This window comes from Paenibacillus sp. P13VS (assembly GCF_015143645.1).
In the GTDB taxonomy this organism is placed as follows: Bacteria; Bacillota; Bacilli; order Paenibacillales; family Paenibacillaceae; genus Paenibacillus; species Paenibacillus xylanilyticus_A.
On the sequence record NZ_WYEV01000003.1, the window covers coordinates 156131 to 169510 of the forward strand.

Annotated in this window: 9 protein-coding genes; 8 read left to right on the forward strand and 1 reads right to left on the reverse strand. The window is 45.2% G+C overall.

The annotated features are described in order from the left end of the window. The first annotated feature begins 169 nt into the window (after positions 1–169). From GUA98_RS05785 to GUA98_RS05815, 7 genes are all read left to right on the forward strand, one after another. The gene (locus GUA98_RS05785) at positions 170–1543 is read left to right on the forward strand and encodes an amidohydrolase family protein (protein WP_193722351.1); all 1374 of its coding nucleotides are present in this window, start codon (positions 170–172) and stop codon (positions 1541–1543) included. A 299-nt stretch (positions 1544–1842) separates the two neighbouring features. Further along, the gene (gene licT / locus GUA98_RS05790; protein WP_193722352.1) at positions 1843–2682 is read left to right on the forward strand and encodes a BglG family transcription antiterminator LicT; all 840 of its coding nucleotides are present in this window, start codon (positions 1843–1845) and stop codon (positions 2680–2682) included. A 147-nt stretch (positions 2683–2829) separates the two neighbouring features. Then, positions 2830–4695: a beta-glucoside-specific PTS transporter subunit IIABC gene (locus GUA98_RS05795; RefSeq protein WP_193722353.1), complete on the forward strand. Its 1866-nt coding sequence runs from the start codon at positions 2830–2832 to the stop codon at positions 4693–4695. Between the two features lie 15 nt (positions 4696–4710). Beyond that, on the forward strand, positions 4711–6171 hold the full coding sequence (locus GUA98_RS05800; RefSeq protein WP_193722354.1) for a glycoside hydrolase family 1 protein: 1461 nt from the start codon (positions 4711–4713) through the stop codon (positions 6169–6171). 550 nt (positions 6172–6721) lie between these two features. Beyond that, positions 6722–8173, forward strand: a complete 1452-nt coding sequence (locus GUA98_RS05805) for an amino acid permease (protein WP_193722355.1) — start codon at positions 6722–6724, stop codon at positions 8171–8173. Positions 8174–8447: 274 nt separating this feature from the next. Further along, positions 8448–9521, forward strand: a complete 1074-nt coding sequence (locus GUA98_RS05810; RefSeq protein WP_193722356.1) for a hypothetical protein — start codon at positions 8448–8450, stop codon at positions 9519–9521. An 88-nt stretch (positions 9522–9609) separates the two neighbouring features. Beyond that, on the forward strand, positions 9610–10542 hold the full coding sequence (locus tag GUA98_RS05815; RefSeq protein ID WP_153978499.1) for a tyrosine-type recombinase/integrase: 933 nt from the start codon (positions 9610–9612) through the stop codon (positions 10540–10542). A 266-nt stretch (positions 10543–10808) separates the two neighbouring features. On the opposite strand, the gene GUA98_RS05820 is transcribed toward GUA98_RS05815, so the two are convergent. Further along, a complete protein-coding gene (locus GUA98_RS05820) occupies positions 10809–11738 on the reverse strand; it encodes an L-lactate dehydrogenase (protein WP_153978500.1) in 930 nt (309 codons plus the stop codon). 313 nt (positions 11739–12051) lie between these two features. Between GUA98_RS05820 and GUA98_RS05825 the strand changes: the two genes are divergently transcribed. Then, complete coding sequence (locus GUA98_RS05825; RefSeq protein ID WP_193722357.1) at positions 12052–13332, forward strand: WD40/YVTN/BNR-like repeat-containing protein; 1281 nt, start codon at positions 12052–12054, stop codon at positions 13330–13332. Positions 13333–13380: the final 48 nt, after the last annotated feature.

Here is a 13380-nt window from a genome sequence, read left to right on the forward strand (position 1 = left end):
GTAGAACAGTTATCACCATAGATAATAGTTTGGTGTTCAGAATTGATAAATATTAACAAACGGTATATAATGGTTATATACTAGCGAAAATATAGTAACGAATCATATGTAAGGACAAGCAATGCGGATCAGATCATTTTACAAACCATTACGATTGGAGAGGTGTCTCATGGGGACAGGTTATCTATTGAAAAACGGTTGTGTATTATCGATGGATGCTCGTATTGGACAGTTTAACAGGGCAGATGTACTTATTCAGGATTCTTTAATTGCAGCCGTTCAACCGAATATCGAGGTGTCCGATGCAGATGTTGTGGTGATCGACGCATCAGACATGATTGTCATGCCTGGGTTGGTGGATACACACCGGCATATGTGGGAATCTCTTGTGAAAACAGCTGGAACGAACTGGTCGCTGCCCGTGTATTTGCAAAATCTGTACTATGGTGCCATGGGAAGCAAGCTTCGACCACAGGACAGCTACATTGGCAATCTTCTGGGTTCTTTGGAAGCGCTTAACGCGGGGGTGACGACGGTACTTGATTGGAGCATGCCATATTCACCTGATCATACCGATGGACTTATTCGTGGGCTGCAGGATGCAGGGATCCGGGCTGTCTTTGCTCACGGTGTTCCAGGGGAAACCGCCTATTGGAATCGGGAAAGTATCCTTTCATACCTGGAGAATATCAGAGGGGTGAAGGAGCGTTATTTCTCCTCTGGTGACCAATTGGTCACGTATGGACTAGCGATTCGCGGCCCAGAGTTTAGCCACTGGGATACAACGGTGCAGGACATTCAGCTCGCAGAAGAACTGGACGCAATTTGTTCAATGCATGTCGGGTTTGGCAGCTGGGGATCTGTAGACCGTTCCATTAGCCGAATGTACGAGGCAGGGCTGCTTACCCCGCGAATTAATGTCGTTCACGGCAATACGATGGGCATGGATGAATTCAAAATGCTGGCAGACACGGGAGCCTCTTTGTCAGTTACGCCTGAAGTAGAGATGATGATGGGACATGGCTATCCGGCTACAGGATATTTTCTGGAACATGGTGGCACGCCAACGCTTGGAGTGGACGTGGTGACTTCGACAGGCGGAGATATGTTTTCACAGATGAAATTTGCGCTGCAAGCTGAGCGTTCCAGAACGAACGAGTTATTGCTGGCACAGGGTGAAATGCCGGGAGAGCTGAGTTTACAAGCGAGTCAGGTGCTGCGATTTGCAACTTCGGCCGGTGCACAGGCTTTAGGGCTCGAGCGAAAAACAGGCTCAGTCACACCGGGAAAAGAAGCGGATTTAATTATGATTCGTACAACCGATCTGAATTTGTTCCCCGTTCACGATCCAATCGGTGCTGTTGTGCAATTCGCCAATCCATCCAATGTGGACACGGTCTTTGTTGCAGGAAAACTTGTGAAGCAAAATGGTAAGCTGCTGCATGTGAACCTGGACGACATTCGAAGCAAAGCGATGGAAAGTAAGGAATATTTATTAACCCAGTATCGGATGTCTGATGCGGATCGGATTGTATTTTCCTAAAGGATTGGGCAGAAGTACAGTAAAAGAGCCGTTACTTAAGCACGGCTCTTTTTTGTTGAATCCATTTCGTCGTATTCACAAAACCAATCGGTGTTAAAGCAAGGGTTGTTGACAAATATAACGCTTTCCACTAAGATAGCCATATAAGTTAATAATGAATTTAATCAGGATTGTTACTGATCAGCAGGCAAGACCGATTGATGATGCAAACATGCAGAATGGTTCTTCATGTATGCATAATTAATGGTCTTTTTTTGTTGTCAAATTTTGTTAACGTTTCATGTTAAAAGGAGATTCTTATGAAGATCACACGAATTATTAACAATAATGTCGTCTGTGCAGTGAATGAAAGACGCCAGGAGATGATGCTATTAGGCAGTGGCATTGGTTTTCAGAAGAAAAAGGGAGACGATGTGGACACAGTCAAGATTGAAAAAGAATTTTTTCTGAAATCCAAAAACGTATCAGGCAAACTATATGCCCTGCTGGCACAAATCCCGATGGAATATATTCGTGTGTCCGACAGTATTATTCAATACGCCAAGCAGTCCTTAGACAAGGAGCTTAATGAAAATATATATCTGACATTAACGGATCATATTAATTTTGCTGTGGCGCGTTATAATCAGGGAATGAACTTTAATAATGCTTTGTTATCCGAAATTAAAGCGTTTTACTCCAATGAATTTCGTGTAGCCATGAAAGCTCGGGATATGATTAATGAAGAATTTAATATCTCGCTGCCTGAAGATGAGGCTGGATTCATTGCGCTTCATATTGTTAATGCTGAACTGGGTTCCGATATGGAAGAAACCATGAAGATAACGCAGTTTATTCATAAAGTCTTGAATATTATTCGATATCAGTTTAATATTCATTTCAATGAAAGCTCGCTCCATTATTCCAGACTTGTTACTCATTTGAAGTTTTTCGCGTATCGCTTGTTTAATAATACCGTTGTAAAAAGTGGCGATAGTGATTTTCTCCATATTATTAAAGAAAAATACGTGCAAGAATATCAATGCAGTCTCCGTATTGCGCAGCTGATTCGAGTTGACTACGGAAAAGAACTGACGGAAGATGAATTGGTGTATTTAACGGTTCATATCAAAAGGGTTATTGATGAAGAGAAGGATTGATTCATCAGCCCACTATAATGACTATACTAGGATTGTTACTGGTGAGGCAGGCAAGACCTAGAGTTCCATCGTGTATAGAGCTTATCTATATTCGATAGAATTCTAGGTCTTTTTTTATACCAAAAATTGATTAAGGGGGAGCAGTACATGAAACATGAAAGCACAGCCGCCGAGATTTTAAAGCTGGTCGGTGGAGAGAAAAATGTAGACAGTGTAACGCACTGTGCTACCAGGTTGCGATTTAATCTGAAGGACGAGAAGGTCGCGAATGATGAAGCTTTAAAAAATGTACAAGGTGTTGTGGGTGTTGCCAGCAGCGGTGGGCAGTATCAGGTCATTATTGGTAACGAGGTAAACAATGTGTATAAAGCGTTGACCCAGCTGGGGAACTTCGGAAGCAAAAATGATGCTCCATCAGTGAAAAAAGGAAAACTGACTACGCTTCTGGACACCATCTCCGGCATCTTTACGCCCATCCTGCCAGCCATGATTGGTTGCGCCATGATCAAAGCCGTTCTTCTTATTTTAAAAACGTTTGATCTCGTTGATCTGGATGGACAGTTTAATACCATCATGACCTTTATCGGTGATGCAGCTTATTACTTCTTGCCGATGCTGCTTGCCTGGAGTGCGGCAGTTAAGCTTAAGGCTAACGTAGGATTTGCGTTAACGATCGCAGGTGTGCTGCTGCATCCCACCTTTGCAGCGTTGATGACTGCAGGTGAGCCAATCACGTTCTTGGGGCTGCCAGTCACTTCTGCGACGTACACTTCGTCGGTCATACCCATTATTCTAGCGGTTTGGATTTTGTCCTATGTCGAACGTTTTGCCGAAAAGTATTCTCCTTCGGTCATTAAATCCATTCTTAAACCATTGATCGTGATTCTGGTTATGGCGCCACTAACGCTAATCGTGCTCGGTCCGATCGGTGCAATCGCGGGTAACTATCTTGCGTCAGCTGTTTCATTTGTTAATACACATGCAGGATGGTTAGTTTCTGGTATTATCGGCGGAGCCTTCCCTTTCCTGATTATGACAGGTATGCATTATAGCTTGGGACCTGTGGTGCTCACTGCGTATGCACAGACGAAGACCGATAGTATCGTTGGCCCAGGTATGCTTGTACACAATATTTCTCAAGGTGCAGCTGCCCTCGCAGTAGCTTTGAGAACGAAAAATAAAGCGTTCAAACAGGTAGCATATTCTACCAGCATAACTTCATTACTCGGAATTACCGAGCCCGCCTTGTTTGGTGTAAATCTACGCTTGAAAAAGCCATTGATCGCTGTAATCGTTGGTGGCGCTGTAGCCGGTATATATGTTGGATTGTTCGGTGTAGCTCGTTCGGCTCTCGGAATTGCAGGTATAGCTACGCTGCCGGCATTTATCACGGATCATCCATGGAATCTGGTTCATGCGGCCATTGGTTGTGTGATTGCATTTGTAGTTACATTCTTAATGACTCTTATCTTGGGATTTGAAGATGTACCTGAGGATGGAAAGACTCAAGAAACACAAGAAAAATCTCCTACAACTAATCGTGTGACTATTGCTGACGTTTCGGAACGTGTTCTTACTGCACCACTAACAGGGAAAGTTTTAGAGTTATCAACGATAAAAGATGAAGCATTTGCATCAGGGGCGATGGGAAAAGGTGTTGCCATTGAGCCTACGGTTGGAAAACTTGTGGCACCTGCTGATGGCGTCGTATCTGCAGTTTTTCCTACTTCTCATGCGATCGGAATTAGTACCAATAATGGTGCTGAACTTCTGATTCATATCGGTATGAATACCGTGAAGCTGAAAGGGGAGCATTTCAAGGTTTATGTTCAAGAAGGTGATGAAGTAAAAGCTGGAGATTTACTCATTGAATTTGATACAAATGCAATTGCATCTAAAGGATACGATCTGACTACACCGATTATTGTTACGAATTCAGATGATTTCGTAGATGTGATCAGCACGGACAAAGCATCCATTACGATTGGTGAGAAACTCATCAAGATTATTTAAGGAGGAATTGGTTTCATGAATAATAAAAATGGTTTCCCGAACTCATTTATGTGGGGCGGTGCAACAGCGGCGAATCAATATGAAGGTGCCTGGAATCTTGATGGTAAAAAGGCGAGTACCGCCGATATGATGACCGGAGGAACCCATACGGTTCCGCGTCGCATTACCATAACGACTGAAGAGGGAGTTCATTATCCTTCTCATGAAGCAGTAGATTTTTACCATCATTACAAGGAAGATATCCGTTTGTTCGCAGAGATGGGGTTCCGCTGCTACAGAATGTCCATTGCATGGTCCAGAATCTTCCCTAACGGAGACGATGCGACCCCAAATGAAGCTGGTCTCCAATTTTACGACAATGTGTTTAATGAACTGAAAAAGTATAATATTGAACCGATCGTTACGATTTCCCATTATGAAGCTCCATTTGCTTTAACTAAGAAATTCAACGCTTGGGCTTCCAGGGAAATGATCGATTGTTACGTGAAGTATTGCGACGCCATCTTTAATCGTTACCAAGATGTGGTGAAGTATTGGATCACATTCAACGAGATCAATAGTCTTATTGTTCCGGCAGGTGCCTACTTGGCAGGAGGACTTCTGGTTGATAAAGATGGCGGTGTATTTAACAATACATCAGTAGACAGCACGCAGATGAGATTTCAAGCACTGCACCATCAATTTGTAGCCAGTGCCAGAGCTGTAAAGCTTGCGCACGATATCAATCCAGACTTCAAACTAGGCTGCATGATCAATTACAGTCATGGCTACGGAAGTACATGCAGACCGGAAGATATGTTACAAGCGCTAAGAATGGATCAAATCAACAATATGATGAGCAGCGATGTGCAAGTTAGAGGGGAATACCCTGACTTTGCGAAGCGATATTTTGAAGAGAAAAACATTCATATACAAATGGCCGAAGGCGATGAGGAAATTCTGAAACAAGGCTGTGTGGATTTCTACAGCTTCAGCTACTACAAATCTCATGTAGTAGGTACACGACCAGAGGGGGATGAAACCCAAGGTAACGTTTTTGGTGGATACAAAAATCCATATCTGAAAGCCACAGACTGGGGCTGGCAGATCGATCCGGTTGGACTCCGGTACGTGCTGAACCATGTATACGATCGGTATCGCATCCCGATGATGGTTGTAGAGAATGGCCTGGGTGCAGTTGATGTCGTTGAAGAGGATGGCACCATTAACGATACGTACCGAATTGAGTTTTTACGGGCTCACATTGAACAAATGAGAGAAGCAGTCCGTGACGGCGTTAACCTGATCGGTTACACAGCCTGGGGCTGCATTGATATTGTTAGTGCTTCCACGGGTGAAATGGCCAAGCGCTATGGCTTCATACACGTGGACAAGAATAACGAAGGTAAAGGCACGTTGAAGAGAAGCAAAAAGAACAGCTTCTACTGGTATAAAAAGGTGATTGAAACCAATGGACAGGATTTGAGCTGGGAGTAAAGCTCGTATACATCTTTGGCCGAAATCATTGGTCGAGAGACACCTGTATGACACATAAATATATTGCATTGAAAGGAGCCGCTAAATGTAGCGGCTTTTTTCTATATCTAAACAATAGGAAGTCGACTATCGACGAGAGTAGGGGTGGAGACGTAGCCTTCAGACGAATTTTGGCGCGAAGTGACAGCGGAAAAAGACGAAAAAGTTCTTTATTTACGTAAATGCTTATAACAACGATTTAAGGTGGTTTATGCCTTTATAAAAGCACTCAAAAAAATGCGCATAATATAAATTATACGCAGTTTTGTTTTATATCGATTTTCATTTGGCGACCTATCCAACAGTTCATGATATTATTCGCCTCAAAAGCACAAAATAGTACTGTGATTAAAAATAAATTTAGCATAGCAACGCGACAACGTGTAGAATACAATAGATTTTTGTAGGTGATCGGTAATATAGAACAAACGACTTTTTTATAGAACAGATCGAGATGAAGCAGCTAGGAAGATATACTTCAATCTACGTTTGTAATGAGAGGAACATGTCTATGTCAGAGAATCAGAAACGATCTTCGCTGCTTCGGAAAAAGCCACTCACCTTCGGAGAAGAAAATAGTGCGTTAAAAAGGGCACTAGGTCCTTTGGACTTAACAACGCTTGGAGTAGGAGCAATTATCGGTACAGGGATTTTTGTATTAACAGGAGTTGCGGCGGCAAATTATGCTGGTCCTGGATTAGTGCTCTCCTTTTTGCTTGCAGGCATCATCTGTGCATTCGCTGCACTATGCTATTCCGAATTTGCATCGAGCGTACCTGCTTCAGGGAGCGCATACACGTATAGTTACACTGCCTTTGGTGAAGTCATTGCCTGGATTCTTGGCTGGGATCTGATTCTGGAGTATGGATTCGCCAGCGCGGCCGTGGCCAGCGGATGGTCCGGTTATTTTCAGTCGCTGCTGTCAGGCTTCGGATTACAGCTGCCGCATGCACTCAGCAGTGCATACAATCCTGAAAAGGGGACCTATTTCGATGTTACCGCAGCAGCCATCACGTTACTGATCACCTTCCTGCTTACCCGCGGCGTCAAGGAGGCTGCCCGTGCCAATGGCATAATGGTGGCGATCAAAATTATTGTCGTGCTGATTTTTATCGGAGTGGGTGTGTTTTATGTACAGCCTTCCAATTGGCAGCCGTTCCTGCCGTTTGGCATCTCAGGAGTAACCGCTGGTGCGGCGACGGTCTTTTTTGCTTATATTGGATTTGATGCGGTTTCCACGGCAGCGGAGGAAGTCAAACGACCTCAGCGCGACTTGCCGATCGGCATTATTGCTTCCTTGGCAATCTGCACTGTGCTGTATATCGTTGTATCCTTGATTTTGACAGGCATCGTGCCTTTCCATATGCTGAATGTTAGTGATCCGGTTGCTTTTGCGTTTGAATTCGTGAATTTGCATGGGCTGTCCTGGATTGTGGCTCTTGGTGCAATCACCGGGATAACAACCGTTCTGCTCGTTATGATGTATGGGCAGACCCGCCTATTGTATTCCATGTCACGTGACGGATTGCTCTCCCCGGTATTCTCCAAAATCAGTGGTAAAAGTCAAACACCGGCGACGGGTACATGGGTGGCAGGTATCATCATTGCGCTATTCTCGGGGTTCATCTCACTCGGTCATCTGGCTGAGCTTACCAACATCGGTACATTGTTTGCATTCGCAGTCGTCAGTCTGGGCATTATCGTTCTGCGAAAAAACAACCCTGATCTCAAACGCGGCTTCAAGGTGCCTTTTGTTCCATGGATTCCGATACTGAGTGCGATTGGTTGTGTATATCTGATGACCCGTCTAGCTGCTCTGACATGGATTACGTTTTTCGCTTGGCTGGTTATCGGTCTGATCATTTATTTCATGTACGGACGTCACTACAGTCACCTGAATCCTCTGCGGAGAGGATCCATAGCTGTTGATCAACAGCCGGTGAAGTCAAAGGGAAATAGATAATCAAATATATTGGCTATGTATCACTAGATTTTTCTACTGCACACTTACTATCTCACTACCCCATACTGCCTAGCATACACTAGAGCAATATGGGGTTTTCTGTTCTAAAGCGAAGGGGGAAAGAAAAAGAAAGTTGGCTTTAGACCTATATTCGGGTATCTATTAAAGTACATGTCCATACTTCACCATACCCAGCTCAGGGTTGCGGCCAGTTCAAATATGACATATATTGAGGGATGTGACATGCCATCAGACATAGGAGAGGGGATGTATCATGAACACATCAATACATAGGAATCAGCTTCATCTGAATCCGAATTTCGGGTTTGCACTAGCAGACTCTGTCGTACTTGCAGAGGCAAAAGTGAATATCTCACATCCTGAGGGGGAAAATGCCTCGAAGCTGGAAATGGACCCGGATCGCAAGCTGAAGGATGGACGCAAGGTATCCGTTATTGCACAGCAGCTTGATGCGCCGATTCACCGGGATGACGCTGCGATCATATATGGTCAGGAACTGGGTTTCGTTCAATATCGGGTTTCTTTGAAACCTGAAAGCACGATTTTCTTAGACTCCATAGAAGGGATTGAGCAGCCTATACCGTGGGGATGGACCGATTTTGCAGAGGGTGATTACGAGCTTCGGATTTCATTGCACCTGAAAACGCCCCGGATTGCCGAAGGTCCTCTGGAACCTGAACAAGAGGCTATGGTAAAATACGCTCAGGTCATTACGGTATTATTGAATTTGTTTCCAGCAGAAGCAATTCCGCATTCAACTGCCGTTTCATCTACATGGAGCAGAGATCATCATGTATTTGACGGGTATGGCAGTGGTGGATTTATATTGGCGGATTTGCCGCGCATGTCAGAACGAGTGGAAGAGCTGATTGATTCCGGTGATCATAACTTGATTGAACAATTCGGTGAGGGCGATCTCTCGGACACTTTATTGGAAGAAGGACTCATGGCTATGGCGTGGGGCGTATCTCCGTGGTGTTACTCAATCTACTCCGCACCGGGCAAGCAAGCGGCTTCCATTCTTGCAGTGGACAAGCTTGGTGAGGAGCCTGAGTTCAGAGGTGTTTACCGGATTGCACCAGCTGTACAGCAGTTAAGCATCGTACCTGCGCATGAACTGGCCAACTGGCCGGCATGTACCACGAAGGATTGGCCCGTGATCGATGTATCAGGGGAAGGGGAGACTTTGCATATGGACCTGTATGTACAGATCTGCGAATCGGTTAACGGTTTGTATGAAAATCCACTGCCATCCTTTGTGCTATCGCGCAGCGAAGGTTGTCCGAAGGAGATCAGACCACTCATTGATGTCGTCATTGTTGATTAAATGAAACAAAGTTTATTTCAGGAACATAAAGTGAGTGAAATGGCTCACCTTACGTATACACTAGAATGAATCGTGGTGACGAATACCGATGATAAGCGAGGAAATTCAGGAGCAATACGCTGATGAGCTTGAAGCTTTTCACATATGGATGAAAGACGCCGGTTACACGGGACACACTGTAAAATCATACACGGGTGACGTCGCCGAATTTCTCTCTTCTATTCAAGGAAAGTCACTGGAGCAGGTGAAGAAGCTGCATGTCCTGTCATTTCTGTCACGTGCCCGCGAACGGGGAGTTAGTGATGCGACAAGAAATCGCAAACATGCAGCGGTAAATTGCTTCTTCAAGTCGCTGATTGAATTGGAAGTGTTAACGAATAATCCCGCGTCAGGAATCAAAAAATCCAAAACCGAGAAAAATCGGGCGCCCGTCTTTCTGGATGAAAGCGGCCTGGAACGATTCCTGCAATCGGTAGAAGGGAAATATCGTACACGCAATCTTGCGATCTTTCTGTTAATGGGTTATATGGGATTGCGGGTTGGTGAAGTCCATGCGCTCAACTGTAAAGACTATAATGCGGAGCGGCGCACGTTGGATGTCTTCGGTAAAGGCCGTAAATGGCGTACACTCCCTGTTCCGGAGATGGTTGCGGAGCTGTTAACCTTGGCTGTAGAAGAGCGTTTGTCTCCATGGCGGGCGAAGGAAGAAGCTTTGTTTGTTTCGCAAAAAGGGAAGCGGCTATCCATTCGCAGTATTCAGCTCATATCAACGGAAACCTTCGAACGTTTTCAACAGGAGTCTCCGACACATCAGCGTCTGCACTATTCCAGTCATAAGCTGCGGCACTCATTCGCAACCATGATGCTGCGGCGTGGCGCCGATCTGCGTACGGTTCAGGAATTGCTCGGTCACGCATCGATTCAAACCACAACCGTTTATACACACGTCACCAGCCGGGAGAAGGAAGAGGCAATGGCTCTGCTCGACGTCAAACTTCCGGAGTTTGCAAGTGAAAAGTAATATGTAACAATCCAGACCTGTCCATGAGGGCAGGTTTTTTCATTTTGAGCAGTGTAACATCAACGAAATTCGATGAATCGCAGTATTTGTTCGAGGAGACATAAAGTGAAATACATCAACATAATTAACGGAATTAATATTATGTAAACCAAATTGATAATGAGTTATATTATATGTTCTTCAATTAGAGATTCATACGAAAGAACCATCCGAATCCGCAAGAAATGCGATCCAGATGGTCCTTTGGTTATATTAAAATAATGACATTATTCCAATCCTTCAATCTGTTCCTTTAATTTATTTGCAGAAGCCTGGAATGCGACCTTCTCTGCCTCATTCAGTGGAAGCGGCAATATTTCACGTACTCCGTTACGATCCACCACGCATGGAACTCCGAGATAAACATCGGAAACCCCATTGTAGTCCTCCAGCAGTGTAGATACGTTCAGGACCGATCCTTCGTTGCCCAAAATGGCTGCTACAATACGATCCAAAGCAAGTGCGATTGCATAGGAAGTGGCTCCTTTGGCATTAATAATCTCATATGCCGCATTTTTGGTGCGATCAAAGATATCCTGCTGCGTTTCCTCGTCGAGTTCCAGATCTGTTCCGGCTACGTTGGCCAGACTCCATACAGGTACTTCAGAATCACCATGTTCCCCAATGATGTGTGCATGAATGCTGCGGGGATCAATGCCTTTGTTTTTACCAATCAGGTAGCGGAAGCGAGCGCTGTCGAGTAAGGTACCGGAGCCAATTACCCGTGAAGCAGGCCAGCCGCTCTGTTTCCAGGATGTATAAGATAAAATGTCTACAGGATTGGTGGCTATGAGCAAAATGCCATGAGAGTTCACTTCGGTAATACGTTCAATGATATCTTTAAATATGCTGGCATTTTTCTTGAGCAGATCAATGCGGGTTTCACCCGGCTTCTGGGAGGCCCCGGCTGTAATGATAATGATGTCTGCGTCTTTGCAGTCCGAGTAGTCACCCGCCCATACTTTGACACCTCCGGTAAATGGAAGCCCGTGGTTCATATCCAGCATTTCGCCTGTGGCCTTATCATGATTCACATCCACAAATACCAACTCGGATGAACGCTGCCTTAACATCAGCGTATATCCCGTTGTTGTTCCCACCGCGCCCATGCCAATAATGACTACGCGACTTGGTTTAAGCATTGCACTGTTTACCATGTTCTTAACCTCTCCTTTTTTGGGTAGACTTCCATTCATATTAAGGTATAAATGTTTGAAAAGAAAGCGATGTCTATAAAATATTTCACTTTCGTTGTCTGTTTAAGGAAGATTGAGTCGAAAGTACGGCATGGGCATCCAACGATGGAACGAGGACTTGATACGGGTTCGCTCCTGATCCCTATTACCCAAGATGAGCCTTTTCGACATGGTTTGTGGTAGAATGGGAGAAGTGGATTCTAATGAATCGTAAAATGTATACCGATCGGACAGGCATGCGCGCCTGCTGTTGGATGAGAGAGGTGAACTCCACTTGCGTTTGCAATGGACCAAAATCGCGCAGACAGCATTGCTGTCTATAGGAATAGCTGCCCTACTGGCTGCCTGCACCGACACAGGTCAGACCCCGGTGGCAGAACCGCCCCAAGAGCAGGATGAGATCGGAAATACCGGACAGACATTAACGGTTGTTCCTCCTGATAACAGTACACAAACGACTACAGATACGGCGGAATACCAGATCCAGACACGTCTGACCGACTTCCAGCTGCTAAATGACAACGGAGGGTTAGCGTGGGGTGTTACGAGAAACGCACTGCGTTTATATTACACTCAGGATCAGGGCGTAACCTGGACGAATATTTCTCCTTCGGAGAATGTGCAATTTCCGGCCAACCCGCAGTATGGGCAAAGCATTTATTTTGTGGATCGTACCCATGGATGGATCGTTCGTGAAGGGTTGGGCGGAACCGATACGATGGTCTTGCGCACCAATAATGGGGGAGTAAGCTGGAGCTTGTCTTCCTTGTCCAAGACGGACAAGGTTACTGCCATATCCTTTGTATCCCCGGAGAAAGGCTGGATTCTGACTACGATGGATACCTCCATTGGGAAGCAGGATAAAAAGCTGTATGTTACCGAGGATGGAGGCATCACCTGGAAGGAGATGTCTTCCAGTGATGAGGACGATCAGCCCGCTTCGGCCGAGATTCCAACACGTGGATATACAACAGGCCTGACTTTTTCAGATCCGAAACACGGCTTCTTGACAGCCCTTGAATTTGGAACCCCGAAGCTGTATATCACGACAGATGGCGGAGAGAATTGGAAGACTGGACCGACATTTTTTGACCGGAATGACTTTAATGGGTGTGGCAATTTCAACATTGGTTCACCTCAGTTTTTTGGTCGGGAAGCGAAGGGGGCTTGGATGCCTTTAACCTGTTCCAGCGGAGATTATACCAAGTTCAACGGATACTTCACAGATGACGGAGGTAAGAGCTGGACGTTATCGACTTTCGGCCTGAACAAGCAGAAGGGAATCAATCGTAACCTGACTCCCGCTTTCCTGAATGCTTCAGAAGGTTGGGTAGTTCAGTCGGGCACGACATACCAAACGAAGGATTCGGGTAAAAGCTGGAAGGCACTTCCGGGCAGTAAAGTCCTGGACAGTATTCTGGAGGATTATCCGGAGATTGTGAAGCTGCAGATGGTTTCCTCGAAGCTCGGCTGGATATTGGTAGAGAATACGGATACCAAGAGATCCTTGCTCCTGCAGACTGTGGATGGTGGTTTGCAGTGGAAAGTACTGTAGGTGTGCTGAAAATAGGCATTGTTTAGAAGAGAAACCGCCGGGTTTCTT

Coding starts and splice junctions, on each gene's coding strand:
- GUA98_RS05785 (WP_193722351.1), top strand. CDS start 170: ATGGGGACAGGTTATCTATTGAAAAACGGTTGTGTATTATCGATGGAT.
- licT (WP_193722352.1), top strand. CDS start 1,843: ATGAAGATCACACGAATTATTAACAATAATGTCGTCTGTGCAGTGAAT.
- GUA98_RS05795 (WP_193722353.1), top strand. CDS start 2,830: ATGAAACATGAAAGCACAGCCGCCGAGATTTTAAAGCTGGTCGGTGGA.
- GUA98_RS05800 (WP_193722354.1), top strand. CDS start 4,711: ATGAATAATAAAAATGGTTTCCCGAACTCATTTATGTGGGGCGGTGCA.
- GUA98_RS05805 (WP_193722355.1), top strand. CDS start 6,722: ATGTCAGAGAATCAGAAACGATCTTCGCTGCTTCGGAAAAAGCCACTC.
- GUA98_RS05810 (WP_193722356.1), top strand. CDS start 8,448: ATGAACACATCAATACATAGGAATCAGCTTCATCTGAATCCGAATTTC.
- GUA98_RS05815 (WP_153978499.1), top strand. CDS start 9,610: ATGATAAGCGAGGAAATTCAGGAGCAATACGCTGATGAGCTTGAAGCT.
- GUA98_RS05820 (WP_153978500.1), bottom strand. CDS start 11,738: ATGGTAAACAGTGCAATGCTTAAACCAAGTCGCGTAGTCATTATTGGC.